The following is a 15,136-nucleotide window of genomic DNA, read 5'->3' on the forward strand; positions in this document are numbered from 1 at the left end:
GCTCTCTTTAATTAGAATTCAGCAAGGCAATATGACGAATATCTAGCACGACAGGCATGAATATTCCAAGGCTATCGCGGACGCGTTTCGCAGCGGAGTAAATCCGGCGAATTAGGGGGACGAAGGAGAGGAGTGGAATTGTGCAATGCATCTGTTGATTTTTACTAACGGGCAGATCGTGGCTACCCGTTAGTGTGCGATGTGCTGGTCAGATTCTTACGGGTTCTCCTAGAACGTGCATCAAGCGATTTGCCCATCCGAAAATGGCTGTAGCCAATACCAGATCAACGACACCAAGCGTGTCAAAGCCGAGTTCTTTCAAGGCATCGGCATGCCGTGTATTCAGCACTGGGGGTGACTTGGCTAACTCAACCGCAAAGTCAAACAACGCCTGAGAGCGATCATCCAATTGTGCTTCGGTTTCGTCTGCAAAGATTTTTGCGACCAGCTCTGTACTTTTGGTCAGCTGATTGTATCGGGCGCCGTGTACTGCAGCGCAGTAGACGCATCGATTAACAATTGAAGAACCAATCGCCCCCAGTTCACGCTCAGCTGGAGGCAAGCCAGCGCGGCCATACATAATAGCGTTGAACAAAGGGGATCGCACCGCGAGCGATTCAGGGTCATGAGCGAGAGTGAGCACATACTCCGAGATCTTTTTGCTCGATGGGGTCACTTTCATCGCATCAAGCTGCTCTTGGCTCGCACTTTCTAACTCGACAGGCTTGATGTACGGCGACCAGTGAGGCACCGATACGGTGAAATTATGCACAACCTGGCTCATTTCATTTCTCCTGCAATTTTGAATCCTGCTACGACCCGGAGTTGGTAGTTCACGAAAGCGAGGACTTCCGTGAGCCTTACGATGTCCGGTTCTGAAATCCCAGCGGCCTTTAAGGTATCGATATCTTGCTTTGTAGCTTCTCGCGGCTTTTGAGTGACCAGATCCGTGAATCGGATAATCGCCATAAAGCGTTCATCCCCGTACGCGGACTGCTGAGGATTGGCAGCAACATAAAGGCCTTCTTCGCCACCTGCTGTCTCAAGACAAGCATGGTAGTGATCAGCCAATTCTTCAGAGTTGCTCAACCGAGCGATTCGTTCAGCAAGAGCTGCACGTTCTGCATGTGACAGACCACCGGGATCTTTCGGAATGATCACGGCATCATGGCTCGCTTGGCTCAGCGCCATAATTTCTGCCCGCTCAGCAATGGCCATCGCGAGCGGAGAGTTTTCGTTTGCGCCGACAAGACGCTCGATAATGTTCGGAGTAAGCATATGAGTTCCAATAGTTAGCGACACGTTATTTCCTGGATGCAGCCGTGTTCGATAGCGACTAAAAAACACGTTCGCCGAACGTTAAAGAACGCTCGCAAGCGAAACGAACTTCGTGGTCATGAAAGCATCCAGTGCGCCAGGGCCTCCTTCGGTTCCGTATCCGGAATCTTTCACGCCGCCAAACGGGTGCTCGGGTAGGGCAACGCTGTGATGGTTGATCGAGATGGCGCCAGACTCGATGCCGTTAAACAGCTTATTGGCCGAGGAAAGCGATCGCGTATAGGCGTAGGCAGAAAGACCGTATGGCAGTCTGTTCGCTTCTTTGATGGCTTCGTCGATGTCGTCGAATGGGTTGATTATTGCAATCGGCCCGAAGGGTTCATCAACCATGGCGAGGGCGGTCACCGGTACATTCGTGAGAACGGTGGGTTCGAAGAAATAACCCTTGTCGCCCACGCGGTTGCCGCCAATCTCCAGCTTCGCTCCATGGGATACAGCATCTGCCACGAGTTCTTCTGTTGCCTTAAGCCGGCCCAAATGAGCCATCGGGCCCATTGTTACCGTCGGATCAAGACCGTCGCCTACCTTGATTGCGCGTGCGCCTTCCACGAAACGGGAAACAAACTCGTCGAACACTTTAGAGTGAACAAGAAAGCGAGTAGGGGAGACACAGACCTGGCCCGCATTTCGATATTTAGCGGCTACAGAAATCTTAACTGCGGTTGCGATGTCCGCGTCGTCCATAACGATTACCGGCGCATGGCCACCCAGCTCCATTGTGGATCGCTTCATATGCAGCCCGGCGAGGCTTGCAAGCTTTTTGCCCACTGGCGTTGATCCGGTGAAGGTCACTTTCCGGATCGAGGGATGAGCAATCAAATGCTCAGAAATCTGGCTCGAGTCGCCAAACAGTAGGTTGACGGCTCCCGGAGAAACGCCAGCGTCAGCGAATGCTTTCACAAGCTCAACAGCACACGTAGGTGCCTCGGTTGCGCCTTTTAAGATGATCGAACAGCCGGCGGCCAGCGCACCAGCGACCTTTTTCACTGCTTGAATGAGCGGGAAATTCCATGGGGCAAAACCCACTACAGGCCCGATAGGCTCCATCAGAGTAAATTGATGAATCCCTAGTGCGCGCGAAGGTATAACACGCCCGTACGCGCGTCTTCCTTCTTCAGCATGCCAATCGATGGTATCAGCAGTTGCTGCGACTTCACCCATTGCTTCCGCCAAGGGCTTTCCATGCTCGGCAGTGAGCACCAGAGCGATATTTTCAGCACGCTCACGAATCAAATTTGCCGCTTTGTGCATAATCGATGCACGATCGAGCGCGGAAACCTGCTTCCATGTCGCAAAGCCTTTCTCAGCTGCGATAGCCGCATCTTCAATATCAGCCAAGCTAGCTTTTGCAATGAGTCCGATCTGCTCTTCAGTTGCCGGATTGATTACGGGGATCGATTCAGTGGGATGCGTGTTACGCCATACACCGCCAATAAACAATGGTATTTGTTCCATGATCACCTCTCATAGTTGCTATGGTTTTGACATCCCACGACTTGGCTAAAAACTCATTGTGGTGCTTAGCTACAAGCTATCTACGACACATGGGCTTCAATAAAATATAGGGCATTTCTCAACGGAAAATTTTCTGTTCTTTTTCAGAAAACACATCAAATTTAGAATTTTCTTCTAAAAAATATGGCGCTAGTAAAAGTATTATCCAATTGGATGGCGGGGAGCGATTTTGCCTCTACTACATGGAAGTTTCTGTCCATAGGCGAACGCAAGGATCGTTTCAACCAGCCTCAAGACCTCACTGCTGATACGAGTCGCTTATTCTGGTGAAGGGCGCGTGAGCGCTATTGGTTGTATTTGGCAAAGCAGGGATTCATTAACCCGAAAATCCTTTCCGGTGATCACTTTTGTTTTTTTGAGTTTTGGAAATTGCTCGGTGCCACCCCATGCCATCGCTTGAATGCTTGAGAGAAGCTCGATAAATCACTGAAGCCTAGTCGCTCGGCGATCTCGGTCAGGCTCAAGCGGGAGTCGTTGATCATTTCGATGGCGCTGCTGCTGCGGGCTTCTGCCAGCAGTGTTCGAAACGTGGTGCCTTCATCGCTCAGTCGGCGCTTCAGGGTGCGCGTGCTGATATGGGTCAGACGGGCAATTTCGGAAAGATCCCTTGGTGTGTTTTCGGAGCTAGTTAGGTAGTGCTGCACCAGGGCAGTCATGCCCGAGCGGGCGACTCTGCTTTGCATCAACTTTGTGCACATCTGTTCGCACATGCTTACCGTGACGGCATTGGCCTGGGGCAAGGGGTGAGACAGGAACGCGCGATTGAAGGATAGGCTATTGCAGCTGGCCGAGTAGGTCGGAGTGGTGCCCAAAAGATGATCGATGCCAGGTAGCGTTGGTGCAGTAGCTCTGAGGGTAAAACGCGACAGTGCGAAGTGTTCACCAGCCAACTCGTTCAGGAGCACTGCTGCTGCAGCCATATCCCGAGCCAGCACAAAATCACGCAAGTCCGACGCTAGCCCAGGTGCTTGAAAGGTCAACACGCCGTCATTGCCTTGCGCTTCATACAAAATGACGGTGAAAGCGTAGGTGAGCGGCAGAAAGTGCAACGCCAGTGCCAAGGCATCACCTGTAGTCGCACTGCTAATCAAGCCGTAACCGAACAGGCCATAAGTGGAGAAGTGATAGCGTGTACCAACTTCAAATCCCAAGCCGGATGGATTCCCCAGAAGTGTCAGCAAATTGCTGATCACGCGTAGCTCCTGGTCGGCGGTCAACTCGACGTTCGGATCGCCCAATTGCGCCTGAGTCAGTCCAGAGCCCGCAAGAACTTTAGTGACCGACAGGCCTTTCTCACGACCGAATTCGAGCTGTAACAAGGCGCTGGCGGGGCCGCGCGTAAAATCCCGAAAGCTCATGATTCTTTGCCTATTGCAAAATATTGGCCCAAATAATAAAGCAGTTGGCCCTTTCCAGCATTGGTCTCTTCCCTGATGGGCGTCAACATCATCCGTGTTCGGCTAGCCGTTTCAACAACAATAAAGGCTGTCGCGGTGCTTGGCGCGAATCAGAAATCGCGTTTAAACGTTTCTGATTAGACGTTTGGGACCTCGCACTGCCCTGTGCGTGAGAAAACAATAATGAAAAAGACCTTCGATTACATCGTTGTGGGTGGTGGTTCCGGTGGGTGTGTGGTTGCGAGCAGGTTGACCGAAGATCCGAACGTCAGCGTTTGTGTGCTGGAGGCGGGGGGAGGTGGTCAATCAAGTCTGATAAATATCCCAGCCGCCGTGGTGTCCATGGTGCCGACTTCGGTGAACAACTGGTCGTTCGAAACCGTTCCGCAAATATCTCTAGCTGGCCGCAAAGGCTACCAGCCTCGCGGTAAGACATTGGGCGGTTCATCAGCGATCAACGCCATGATTTATGTACGGGGACATCAATGGGATTACGACCATTGGGCTTCGTTGGGTAATACCGGCTGGGCGTTCAGAGACGTGCTGCCTTACTTCCGCCTCAGCGAACACAACGAGCGAATCGATAACGAATGGCACGGTCGAGGCGGGCCTTTGTAGGTAAGCGATCTGCGTTCCGACAACCCGTTTCAGCAGCGATTCCTGGACGCGGCCCGTCAGACCGGGTTGCCGCTCAACGACGATTTCAACGGTGTCGAGCAGGAAGGCGTAGGTATTTACCAAGTGACGCAAAAGCATGGTGAGCGTTGTAGTGCAGCGCGAGCCTATCTTCTTCCTCATATCGGTGTACGCAACAATCTAACGGTGGAAACCCGGGCACAGGTTCAACGCATCCTGTTCGAAGGTACCCGCGCCGTAGGTGTGGAAGTTCTTCAACGCGGCCAGATTCACGTGTTACGGGCACATCGGGAAGTAATCCTTGCTGCCGGAGCCTTTCAGACGCCACAACTGTTGATGCTTTCTGGTGTGGGGCCGGAGGCAGAACTGGAACGCCACGGCATCAAAGTCCTGCTGAATCTTCCAGGGGTAGGCCAGAACCTGCAGGATCACCCGGATTTTGTCTTCGTTTACAAAACACCCAGCCTCGACGCAATGGGCGTCTCCATGGGCGGCGGCGTCAAGCTGCTGAAAGAGACAGTCCGTTTTCGAAATGTACGTCGGGGTATGTTGACCTCGAACTTTGCCGAAGGCGGGGCGTTTCTTAAAACTCGCGAGGCTTTGGACAAACCGGATATTCAACTGCACTTCGTCGTTGCGCCGGTCGAGGATCATGCCCGCAAATTGCGACTCGGCCATGGACTTTCCTGCCATTTTTGCCTTCTGCGACCACGCAGTCGCGGTGCGGTGTCGCTGGCCAGTAATGACCCGCAAACGGCGCCATTGATTGATCCGGCCTTTCTTCAGGATCCACAAGATCTTGAAGACATGGTCGCGGCGTTCAAAATCACCCGTCAGTTGATGCAGGCTCCCGCTCTTGCCAGTTGGATCACTCAAGATCTGTATACCGCAGAAATCGGCACCGATGAGCAGATCCGCGCCATCCTGCAACGTCGCACCGACAGCGTTTATCACCCAGTGGGTACCTGCCGGATGGGCGTTGACGTACTTGCTGTGGTGGACTCGAAGCTGCGCGTACATGGGTTGCAGGGCTTACGGATTGTCGATGCTTCCATTATGCCAACCCTCATCGGCGGCAATACTAACGCGCCGACAATCATGATCGCTGAGAAAGCCGCTGATCTTATTCGGGGTATTCAACGGGTGAAATTGTCCGTGGAGCCGGAAGACTCGACCATTGCCAATAACAAGAATGAGGCACCTTATGTCGTTGCATGAATTTGATGTGGACCTTCAGTCCGCAATGCCTCTGACCGCGATCATCATTGGAACCGGCTTCGCTGGCATCGGCATGGCCGTTGCGTTGCAAAAGGCCGGCGTCGAGGACTTCGTCATCCTGGAAAAAAAACATGACGTAGGCGGTGTCTGGCGGGACAACACATATCCCGGCGCAGCGTGCGACGTACCTTCGCACTTATATTCGTTTTCGTTTGAGCCCAATCCGGGCTGGAGCCGAGTGTTCGCTCCGCAGGGTGAAATTCATAACTACCTGCAACGCTGTACCGACAAATATGGGTTGAGTAAATACATCCGTTTTGGCGTCGAAGTCGCCTCCGCTGAATTCGATGAAGCGACCTCGCTGTGGCAGGTCATTCAGAGGGACGGAACTGTACTGAGTGCTTCGTTGCTGATTAGCGGCACCGGACAGCTGAGCGCCCGGCATTTCCAAAATTGGCGGGCATGGATAATTTCAAGGGCCACATCTTTCACTCGGCCACTTGGGATCACAGCTACTCGTTAGCTGGTAAGCGGGTAGCGGTAGTCGGCACCGGGGCCTCTGCGATCCAGTTTGTCCCGGCCATTGCCGGACAGGTGGAACACTTGAAGGTTTTCCAGCGCTCCCCCGCGCACGTGATGCCACGTCCCGACCGCGCTTACTCCGAACGAGAAAAAGCCCTGCTACGCAATGTTCCCTGGTTGATGAAGGCTTACCGTGCATCAATATATCTACGGTATGAATCACGAGCTCTGGCGTTTACCCGGTTCAAGTCTTTGATGAAATGGGCGGTCGGTATTCCATTTCGCAAGCTGCTGACCGAGCAAGTGACTGATCCCGTATTACGGCAGAAACTTACTCCTGATTATCCGTTCGGCTGCAAACGCATTTTGCTGTCTAGCGAATACCTCATGACCATGAGTCGGCCCAACGTGGAATTGGTCACCGACGGTATTGTCCGTATTACGGAGAACGGAATTGAAACCGCTGACGGCAGACAGCATGAGGTCGATGCGATCGTCTACGGTACCGGGTTTGCGGCCACTGAATTTTTGTCTCCGATGCGCATTGTCGGGCGTGGCGGAATAAACCTTAATCAGGCTTGGCGCGACGGTACCCGGGCTTATCTTGGACTAGCGGTTCCGAACTTCCCCAATTTCTTCATACTCTACGGCCCAAACACCAACCTTGGCCACAACTCGATCGTGTATATGCTTGAAAGCCAGATTGCCCACATCATGCGATGCTTGCGCACTTTGAATGCAACGGAGACGAAACACAGTTGAGATCGATCAAAGCGCGTATGACCGTTTCCACCAACAGACCCAGAACCGCCTGGCCAACACGGTGTGGAACGGATGCAAGAGCTGGTACGTCGATGAAGCCGGCAACAACAGCACAAATTGGCCAGGCTTCACCCTAAGCTATCGCTGGCTAACGCGATTCTCGGCTTTGCACGCCTACCGCTTTAGCCGTCAGTTCGAAGGAGGCACCACGATAGCGGAATCACCAGATTGGCTTGAGGTGATGAAAACTCGTTTTTTGCGAGGCTTCTTGCGCACCACATTTCGGTCGTTGATCGGGCCGGGATTGGGTGTCGTCGCGCAGAGAAGGGTGGTCAGGGGACTTTCCCGGCTGATGCCCGGCACCACTGGCGTGATCCGTTATTGCCAGCAGGTCAATGGTGTTCCCGTACAGGTGGTTGCTCCCAAGCAAGGTGAGAGCGGCGGTGTCATTTTGTACCTGCACGGCGGAGCGTTTTGCCTCGGCTCCCCGGACACGCACTGGAGCATCACCAGTCGCTTGGCCAAGGCATCCAGGATGTCGGTATGGGTTGCGAATTACCGATTGGCTCCAGAGCATCCCTGTCCAGCAGCACTGCAAGATGCGCTGGCATGCTATGAAGCCTTGCGCGCTCAAGGTTATGCCGCCAACCGGATTTTTCTCGCAGGCGATTCGGCGGGCGCTGCGTTGGTATTGGCCTTGGCCCTCAAGCTTCGAGATCGTTACAAGCTTTTTGCCGCTGGGCTGCTGCTGATGTCACCGGTAACCGACGAGCACTTGACCGGCGCCTCAATGATCTCGCGACTTAAGGAAGACCCCATGATTCGTCGCGGTTGGCTTGAGCAGGGATTGGGTTGGTATGCCTCCGATGAGGCGACGCCCAGTCCATTGCGAGTGGATCTGCAAGGACTGCCTCCGATGCTGGTTCAGGTTGGCGACCATGAACTGCTGTTATCCGATTCCATACGTTTGGCCGAACACGCAGTCAACAGTGGGGTGAATTGCTGGCTGGAGGTGTACGCAGCACGATGGCACGTTTTTCAGCTTCAAGCCTTTTACCTGCGCTCAGCGGCCAAAGCGCTGAACACAGTGGCTGAGTTTGCCCGTGAGCAACTTTCACAGGCGGAGCCAACAAGTTCGTGATGATGGTGAAAAGCGTGCGTCTAGCTGCTGTCGTTGCGACAGGGCTAGACGCGTCAGATAACCGAAGAGCGGTTAACCCGCGACCGGTGTGCGCATGGTGACGAACTCTTCAGCGGACGTCGGATGCACGGCGATGGTGTCGTCGAAATCGCGCTTGGTCGCGCCCGACTTCAGCGCAATCGCCAAACCCTGCACGATCTCGCCGGCCTCCGGGCCGACCATGTGACAGCCCAAGACCTTGTCGGTCTTGGCGTCCACCACCAGCTTCATCAAAGTGCGCTCCTGGCATTCAGTCAGCGACAATTTCATCGGAACGGAAACGGCTTTCAAAGATCACCACTTCGTGCCCGGCCTCTTCGCGCCTCTTCTTCGGTCAACCCGACAGTGCCGATGTCAGGCTGGCTGAACACCGCCGTCGGGATCATCTTGTAATTCACAGGGCGATACTGCTCGGGCTTGAACAAGCGCCGCGCTAACGGCATGCCTTCTGCCAGCGCGACCGGTGTAAGTTGCACCCGACCAATCACATCGCCCAGAGCCAGGATCGACGGTTCAGCGGTTTGATACAGTTCATCGACCTCGACAAAACCTTTCTTGTCGAGTTTGACGCCAGTGTTTTCCAAGCCCAGGTTGTCGAGCATCGGGACGCCGACCGGTAGCGTAGAACACGCAGTCCGCCTCAAGCTGACGACCATCCTTGAGGGTTGCTTTCAGGCTGCCATCGGCTTGCTTGTCGATGCGCTCGATGTTGGCATTGAATTGCAGGTTCATGCCGCGCTTGCTCAGCTCTTCCTGCAAATGTTTGCGCACCGTACCGTCAAAGCCGCGCAGGAACAAATCGCCGCGATACAGCAATGTGGTCTCGGCGCCCAACCCGTGGAAGATACCGGCGAATTCAACAGCGATGTAACCACCACCCACCACCAGAACACGCTTTGGCAGTTCTTTGAGGAAGAATGCCTGATTGGAACTGATCGCATGCTCATGACCCGGAATCTCCGGAGTCTGCGGCCAGCCACCGGTAGTGATCAAAATGTTCCTGGCGGTGTGACGCTCACCATTAATCTCGACCGTATGCGGGTCGACGATCTTGGCGTGGCCTTCATGCAAGGTCACGCCGCTGTTGGCCAGCAGATCGCGATAGATACCGTTCAGTCGATTGATCTCGCGATCCTTGTTGGCGATCAGTGTTGCCCACTCGAACTTGGCGTCCCCTGGAGTCCATCCGAACCCTTTCGAGTGCTCGAATTCGTCGCAGAAGTGCGCTCCGTAAACCAGCAGTTTTTTCGGGACACAGCCAACGTTTACACAGGTACCACCTAAATATCGGCTCTCGGCCACAGCCACTTTGGCGCCGAAACCGGCGGAGAAGCGCGCAGCCCGAACACCTCCGGAACCTGCACCGATCACATATAGGTCAAAATCGTAAGTCATTTTCAATTTCCTCGTAATCCAACATGGCAGCGCGCTGTTAAGGGGTCGAATGTGTTCTGGGTTGGGTGGAGGTGGACTTAGGTCAGAGGTATCTGGAGCTCCAAGCAGTAATGCAGGAAGCGACATAGTCTGCATCCTGACTGTTAGTAAGGAGGTGATCTGCTGAGTCGAGCGAAATAAAGCTTTTGGGGTGCTTAGCTGCCAGATAAATTTTTTGGGCTTGTTCTATGGATACGGTGGTGTCTATTGGGGAATGAAAAACAAGCAGTGCGCGTCGAAGGTTAGCGATATTCGCATCCTGTTTTGGGCCTCAATGTCATCCAGAAACTGTTTTTTTTATCGTGAACTCTCTGCCGGCGAGCATCACGTTGTATTCGCCAATGTCTCTGATTGCCTCAACATGACCTCTGAACTGCTTCATGACATGGGCGGCTTCAGCGGGTGCACCGATTGTGACTACGCCCTTGGCCTCAGGAATGTGCTTCGCCGCCGCTATGACTGCGGCTCCACCCAAGCTATGGCCAATCAAGATGGAGGGAGCCTGGTACATTTCACGCAGATATTCCGAAGCCGCTACTAGGTCGGCAACGTTGGAGGAGAAATTGCTGTTGGAAAAGTCGCCTTCACTACTGCCCAGGCCCGTGAAATCAAATCTGAGCACCGCGATATTGTTGTTGACTAACGCTTTAGCAATTCTTGCGGCAGCTTTGATATCTTTACCGCACGTGAAACAGTGGGCGAACAATGCATAGGCTTTAGGAGATTCTGGCGTCTCGAGCAAACCAGACAGGCTCATACCTTGAGGGTTTTGGAACGTTATCTTCTTTTTGCTCATCGTGAATCTCTCTCAAATGGCTCTGCTCCTTGCCCAGTGCGAACCGGATGAGTGAGCAGTGAATTTAACAAAGCTACCATCCAGAAGGTAGATTATCAAGATTTGCTACAATAAACTCGATTGTGAGCGTCTTGGTTCGGTTTGGAGAGAGGAGGGGCCGGGCGTAGCCGCTCTGTTGCGAGCGATCTGCAATTCATCGTATTTGATTATTTCCTCTCTGGCGTTCTCGTGGTATCGCGCTCATCGCAGCCCCGTCCATCTTGATTCCAACAAAACAGTAATTGATGAGTCTGGGGTTGGGCTGATTTTGAAATCTACGGCTGGGTCATAACTTGGTTTTGCGCCGTATCGTTGCTCGCGGTCAGTATCTCTGGTCGGTAACGGCTTCAAGGTTGCGCAACGATAGGTATATCCAATTACCGGACCGGCTGCAGGTTCAACACGATATGATAAATTTCGGCTTGGCGGCACCTATCCCTATCGATTACTCAAAAAGCAGCTTCAACGCCAAGCCAATCACCACGATATTGAATACCCACTCCATCCATTCATCGCCTTTGCTTAACGCAAATCGTGCCCCGGCGTTTGCGTCAAGCACTGTGCCGGCCAATAGGCATCCGCCGTATTGCCAGTTGATAATGCCGTTGATGCCGAAGACCATCAGCGATCCGATTGACAGCACCAACCCTCCGACCTTTCGAGTGCCAATGGATTCGCTGATCGTTTTGCGAAAAAAAATAATGTAGATGTACGTCGACAGTTTTGCCTGCCCGCCAAATAAACCCCCAATTGCGCCTACTGGGATGAATAGCAAATAGCCTGTGAGTCGCCTTGTCCAGGAAGGGCGTGGCTCTCCGGCAAGCGGCTTTTTGATTGGCGAAAGCGCTACAAGTAATAACGTCAGTGCTCCAATTATTTTGTGCAGCAGCAGAGGATCGATTTCAATCAGCAGACTCGCCCCCGCCAGCGCCCCAAGCAGACCTAGGAGCGCCGCTGGGAAAGCAGCGGCATAATCGATTTTTCCGTGCTTGTGGAAATGACGTAGTCCAGCCAGCATCGTGCCCAGTGACGCTAAGCGGGCAGTGGCTACCGCCGACTGCGGTGCAATGCCTAGCCCAATCATGACCGGGACTGTGAAAAACACGCTTCCTCCCGTATTGGTGCCGACAAAGCCGGTTACGATACCTAGAATGACCAGGCCGGCCCCTGTCAGCCACTGGCTAGCTATCATTTCGGCGTGCTTGCCGATGGTGAGTGGGCCGATCGGTCCCAGTGATCATTACTGCACCCACTGCACGCTATCGAACACAATGCCTGGGCTTAGAAAGCCTTTCCCCGTGTTACCTGATGCCACGCCGATCTCCACTGTGTTAACGCCTACCTGCAGCGCTGTGGCCGGAATGCTGACCTCGAACACGGTGTTGTTGCCGCGATAAGTGCCCCGGGTGATGCCACGGCTGTCGGGCTGCTTCGAAGCGGGTGGCACTGGCGCGGTCCAGTGCTGATTGACGTTCACTGCTGGGCGCCCTCCGGCTTGGGCCAGCGAAATAAACAGGCGTAGCCGGTAAGCGCTCAGCTCGTTGGCGGCCAATACGAATTGAATGCGCGTGGGGCTGTTAACGTCGCGCCATTGCACCGCCGGGAATTCATCAGCAGTGCTGGTGCCTACGGTGTAAGTGACGGGGCCCCATGACGCCATGCGTGAATCGCTGGGGTGTGCCGATAGCACCAGGTGCGCGTTGATAAAGCCAGTTGGAGTGCCATCGGGCACACCAATTTGCCATTTCACCTGGCCTGGAAGCGGTTGCGCCTGCAAGCTCGCCTGGGTGGTGGTGCCGGCTTTGACATCAACCGTGCGCTGCGCGACTTCCAGTTCATTCTGATAGAGCGTCATCCGATATTGCCCCGGGCGTACCGCCGTCAATTGGAATCTCCCTCTGCCATCGGCGCGCGCCCAATATTCGGCGTTGGCATTGCTCAAACCCACCACCGCCGGCAGTGCGCTGGTCACGCCGGAAACTTGACCGGCTACCGCGCCGCGCCCAGCGCTGTCCACGAACCCGGCAAGGCCCAGGCTGTTATTGACGAAACCCACGTCGATCAAGGCTGCGTCAGGGGTGCCACCGTCGGTAAATAACAGCCCGTAAACCCCATGCAAGCCGCCGCGATAGGGCTCGGTCTGGGTGTGATTGGAGAACATGTAGTTGTAAAGCTCATGGGTGGTTGGCGTTTTCTGGGTGGCAATATCTTTGAAAAAGGCACCTCCAGAGCTGAGTTCACGACTGCCCATCAGCATGTAAACCGCCACACCGGGGCCTTTGACCGCGTGCAGTGGGTCGTCGATCATCGGTTGTGCCGAATAGAACTTGGAGCTGGTGCGCCCGTCGGGTAGCAAAAACACATCTTTGCCTTCGATCGCTGTGCCGACGTTGGAGTCGGTGCCGCGGTCGGCCTTGGGCAGCTTGTTGGCGTTGAGCCGGGCCACAAAGCGCAGCTCGCCCACGGGTAGCAAGGCTGGGGCGTAGGTCGCCATGTAGATAGCAGCGCGACCTTTTTTCGCCAGGTAGTAGTGGATCAACTCTCCCGCCCGCGCACTGATCACAATCACGTCACCTACCGTGTGCACGTCTACCTGTGCGCTGCCAAGGCCTGAAGCAATCTGCGAGGCTTTGGGTTCGGTGGTCTGCAATTCGCTGTCGCGATAGCGCATGGAAGTCAAATCGCCATTGCGCGTGTCCACTCTGAACAGCAAGTTTGCACCGGTGTCGACGACGATCCGGGAGTCGGTGCGGGTGAAGCCGAAGCCGGCGGCGTGTGCATGGGCCGCAAGTGTGCAAAACATGATCAGCAGGAGGCGTCGCATCACTGGCTCCCCGGATTGACGTGACCAGCACCGGCGTTGCTGGGGACTTCAATTCGCGCCGTTTCGGCTGGCTGCGGTGCAATAAGGTATTGACGGTATTCCTTGAACGCCGCCAGCACAGGAGCATCCTGGGGACGATAGTCATCACCACTCAGGTGTTGCTGGTTGGCAACACAGGGCCTGCCTAGCGCGGACTGGCAGGTGTCGTTGGCCGACTGCGGGATTGGGGCGAAGAGGGCGAATGCCGTGCCGGGTTGCCGGGTATCGTTGAACAGCGGGTGCGATACGTCTTCGAAGTCATTGCCCTCCACCAGCAGATGGGAGCTGACGGTGCGGGACATGATCGCGCCCTGATAGGTGAGATGGGCAAATACGTTATTGACCAGTTGCGCACGAATCTCGGCGTTGCCCATTCCGCCGGCATGGGGAGCGCGCCCCGAGGTGTCATGCACGTAGTTTTTGAGCAGCGTCAGGGTGTCGTGATGGCCTAGAAACAACCATACCCAATAATGGTGACCATCGCAGGTCGCCGAGTAGGGCGTGCGGCCGTCGAACTCGTTGTTAGAGATCGTCACATGGGTCGCGCTACCCCAACCGGTCACGATCATCTGCCGGCCGATACGTGCGAAGGTATCATGGTCGATCCACACGCCATCTGCATCGTCCAGGGTGAGTGCATCACCGCCCCAGACCACACGGGGGTTGATGTCCGACAGGGCCAAGTTACGCACGATGACATTGTGCGCACCGCTCCCGATAAACAGCCCCATGCCCTGAATACCGGCATGGGCACTTACTCCCAATAGCGTCTTGTTCGAGCCAATCTTCAGGCGCTGCAGCCCTGCCTTGTCGTAGGTCACTGTGGTCGGCGGTTTTGACTGGCAGAAATGGTTGGCGCCGTCGATCGCCCATTGCCCACCGCCATGGGCACAGGCGTTGGCCATGCATCCGGCCTCCGTTACTTGGGCGCTGCCGTCGGAAACAACCGAACCGCGAAAATCGAAGGTATGGTCCAAGGCGATCACGCGTGGCGTGTCATCGGTGCAATTGCCGCGCGTGTCGAAGCGCGCGCACAAGGCATTTTTCAGTTCAGTGGGTGTGGCGGGGTGCACAGCCGCAGCCTCGCCACCACCGGTCACGCCCTTGGCAAAACCTTCGGGATGGTTTGCCGCCTGGGACAACTGCGGTACCAGCACAAAGGCATATAGCACGGACGCTGACAGGCACTGCACAAATGGATTCCGGAACGTCAATGGTGTGGTCCTGAGTGTTTCATTACAGGCGGCCAAGCCTTGTTAAACAGGCTGGCCATGATCTGAATACCCATCGGTATTAATCAAACGTTTTAACGGCGATAGCGATTGTCTTCAGCTGAGGTTCAGTTGGGCGCTGGCAAATAGCCGTATTTAACCGGTTTTCGTCCGTCTCAACCCTGCTTCAGAGGCTTGCGGCCAGTTACCTTGAAGATTGGCCGA

The 15,136-nt window shown here is 54.8% G+C and carries 11 protein-coding genes and 2 pseudogenes; 4 read left to right on the plus strand and 9 right to left on the minus strand.

Annotated elements, in window-relative coordinates:
• Positions 1-208: 208 nt before the first annotated feature.
• The 4 genes from ABCR88_RS14665 to ABCR88_RS14680 all read right to left on the minus strand — a co-directional run bounded on the left by ABCR88_RS14665 (position 209) and on the right by ABCR88_RS14680 (position 4,211).
• Entirely contained in the window at positions 209-784 is a 576-nt protein-coding gene (locus tag ABCR88_RS14665; RefSeq protein ID WP_236188161.1) for a peroxidase-related enzyme, read from the minus strand.
• A complete protein-coding gene (locus ABCR88_RS14670; protein ID WP_008015713.1) occupies positions 781-1,278 on the minus strand; it encodes a hypothetical protein in 498 nt (165 codons plus the stop codon). The genes ABCR88_RS14665 and ABCR88_RS14670 overlap by 4 nt, the downstream gene beginning before the upstream one ends.
• An 81-nt stretch (positions 1,279-1,359) precedes the next feature.
• On the minus strand, positions 1,360-2,796 hold the full coding sequence (locus ABCR88_RS14675) for an NAD-dependent succinate-semialdehyde dehydrogenase (protein ID WP_309295707.1): 1,437 nt from the start codon (positions 2,794-2,796) through the stop codon (positions 1,360-1,362).
• A gap of 398 nt (positions 2,797-3,194) precedes the next feature.
• A complete protein-coding gene (locus tag ABCR88_RS14680; RefSeq protein WP_236188158.1) occupies positions 3,195-4,211 on the minus strand; it encodes an AraC family transcriptional regulator in 1,017 nt (338 codons plus the stop codon).
• A 222-nt stretch (positions 4,212-4,433) separates the two neighbouring features.
• Here ABCR88_RS14680 and ABCR88_RS14685 point away from each other — a divergent pair.
• The 4 genes and pseudogenes from ABCR88_RS14685 (at position 4,434) to ABCR88_RS14700 (ending at position 8,529) form a co-directional block, all read left to right on the plus strand.
• A pseudogene (locus ABCR88_RS14685) lies at positions 4,434-6,104 on the plus strand (GMC family oxidoreductase N-terminal domain-containing protein).
• The gene (locus tag ABCR88_RS14690) at positions 6,091-6,627 is read left to right on the plus strand and encodes an NAD(P)/FAD-dependent oxidoreductase (RefSeq protein ID WP_350404764.1); all 537 of its coding nucleotides are present in this window, start codon (positions 6,091-6,093) and stop codon (positions 6,625-6,627) included. The pseudogene ABCR88_RS14685 and the gene ABCR88_RS14690 overlap by 14 nt, the downstream one beginning before the upstream one ends.
• On the plus strand, positions 6,567-7,388 hold the full coding sequence (locus ABCR88_RS14695; protein ID WP_350404765.1) for an NAD(P)/FAD-dependent oxidoreductase: 822 nt from the start codon (positions 6,567-6,569) through the stop codon (positions 7,386-7,388). The genes ABCR88_RS14690 and ABCR88_RS14695 overlap by 61 nt, the downstream gene beginning before the upstream one ends.
• Positions 7,363-8,529: an alpha/beta hydrolase gene (locus ABCR88_RS14700; RefSeq protein ID WP_350404766.1), complete on the plus strand. Its 1,167-nt coding sequence runs from the start codon at positions 7,363-7,365 to the stop codon at positions 8,527-8,529. The genes ABCR88_RS14695 and ABCR88_RS14700 overlap by 26 nt, the downstream gene beginning before the upstream one ends.
• 72 nt (positions 8,530-8,601) lie before the next feature.
• Here the strand turns inward: ABCR88_RS14700 and gorA are convergent.
• The 5 genes and pseudogenes from gorA to ABCR88_RS14725 all read right to left on the minus strand — a co-directional run bounded on the left by gorA (position 8,602) and on the right by ABCR88_RS14725 (position 14,914).
• A pseudogene (gene gorA, locus ABCR88_RS14705) lies at positions 8,602-9,963 on the minus strand (glutathione-disulfide reductase).
• A 316-nt stretch (positions 9,964-10,279) separates the two neighbouring features.
• Positions 10,280-10,798, minus strand: coding sequence for an alpha/beta fold hydrolase (locus tag ABCR88_RS14710; RefSeq protein ID WP_350404767.1), 519 nt, complete (start codon positions 10,796-10,798; stop codon positions 10,280-10,282).
• Positions 10,799-11,282: 484 nt separating this feature from the next.
• Complete coding sequence (locus tag ABCR88_RS14715) at positions 11,283-12,029, minus strand: sulfite exporter TauE/SafE family protein (protein WP_236188152.1); 747 nt, start codon at positions 12,027-12,029, stop codon at positions 11,283-11,285.
• 48 nt (positions 12,030-12,077) lie between these two features.
• On the minus strand, positions 12,078-13,661 hold the full coding sequence (locus tag ABCR88_RS14720) for a rhamnogalacturonan lyase B N-terminal domain-containing protein (protein WP_236188151.1): 1,584 nt from the start codon (positions 13,659-13,661) through the stop codon (positions 12,078-12,080).
• Positions 13,661-14,914: a pectate lyase gene (locus tag ABCR88_RS14725; protein ID WP_236188150.1), complete on the minus strand. Its 1,254-nt coding sequence runs from the start codon at positions 14,912-14,914 to the stop codon at positions 13,661-13,663. The genes ABCR88_RS14720 and ABCR88_RS14725 overlap by 1 nt, the downstream gene beginning before the upstream one ends.
• Between the last annotated feature and the right edge of the window lie 222 nt (positions 14,915-15,136).

Origin of the sequence: Pseudomonas sp. W17 (assembly GCF_040268305.1) — a bacterium.
GTDB classification, from domain to species: domain Bacteria; phylum Pseudomonadota; class Gammaproteobacteria; order Pseudomonadales; family Pseudomonadaceae; genus Aquipseudomonas; species Aquipseudomonas protegens.

Coding starts and splice junctions, on each gene's coding strand:
- ABCR88_RS14665 (WP_236188161.1), bottom strand. CDS start 784: ATGAGCCAGGTTGTGCATAATTTCACCGTATCGGTGCCTCACTGGTCG.
- ABCR88_RS14720 (WP_236188151.1), bottom strand. CDS start 13,661: ATGCGACGCCTCCTGCTGATCATGTTTTGCACACTTGCGGCCCATGCA.
- ABCR88_RS14670 (WP_008015713.1), bottom strand. CDS start 1,278: ATGCTTACTCCGAACATTATCGAGCGTCTTGTCGGCGCAAACGAAAAC.
- ABCR88_RS14695 (WP_350404765.1), top strand. CDS start 6,567: ATGGATAATTTCAAGGGCCACATCTTTCACTCGGCCACTTGGGATCAC.
- ABCR88_RS14690 (WP_350404764.1), top strand. CDS start 6,091: ATGTCGTTGCATGAATTTGATGTGGACCTTCAGTCCGCAATGCCTCTG.
- ABCR88_RS14715 (WP_236188152.1), bottom strand. CDS start 12,029: ATGATAGCTAGCCAGTGGCTGACAGGGGCCGGCCTGGTCATTCTAGGT.
- ABCR88_RS14680 (WP_236188158.1), bottom strand. CDS start 4,211: ATGAGCTTTCGGGATTTTACGCGCGGCCCCGCCAGCGCCTTGTTACAG.
- ABCR88_RS14700 (WP_350404766.1), top strand. CDS start 7,363: ATGCAACGGAGACGAAACACAGTTGAGATCGATCAAAGCGCGTATGAC.
- ABCR88_RS14710 (WP_350404767.1), bottom strand. CDS start 10,798: ATGAGCAAAAAGAAGATAACGTTCCAAAACCCTCAAGGTATGAGCCTG.